This is a genomic window from Endozoicomonas atrinae (assembly GCF_001647025.1).
Classification (GTDB): Bacteria; Pseudomonadota; Gammaproteobacteria; order Pseudomonadales; family Endozoicomonadaceae; genus Endozoicomonas; species Endozoicomonas atrinae.
Map to the genome: position 1 here is coordinate 1 of NZ_LUKQ02000801.1, position 412 is coordinate 412.

The 412-nt window shown below is 53.6% G+C and carries 1 protein-coding gene; it reads right to left on the bottom strand.

Translation table 11 applies throughout. The annotated features are described in order from the left end of the window. Positions 1–203 precede the first annotated feature (203 nt). Positions 204–412 (bottom strand): hypothetical protein (locus AK963_RS34510; RefSeq protein ID WP_175404806.1); only part of this gene is annotated, 209 nt, incomplete at its 5' end.

The window sequence follows — 412 nt, forward strand, 5'->3', positions numbered from 1 at the left end:
TTCGCTGGCAGCATCTCGGGCTTCGTCCTCATCAGCACCCAGTTTCACCAAGCATTCGTAGAGTTTTTCGTTAATCATGGTAATTCCTTTGTCTGTTGTTCAGTGTTTATGTGCGAGCTGAGTATAGGAGAGGATCAAGGAAGCGTGATAAAAAAAATCCCGCTCGGGTGAGCGGGCAAAGGTGCCGGACAAGCACAGGGAAATTACTTCTGGTATTTGTTGAACAGCCGGTCGATGTCGGCCTGCTCCGGTGAGTCGGTGGGTGGAGTTCCGCCAGATGAGGGGGTGCCCTCGATGGAACCGGTGAATGCCTGGCGACGCTCGGAGAGTTGCTTGAGTCGATCGTACTCGCCAGACATGGCGTTGTGTTTGTAGTCCTGGGCGACTTTGGCGGTGAGACCTGGGTCGATAA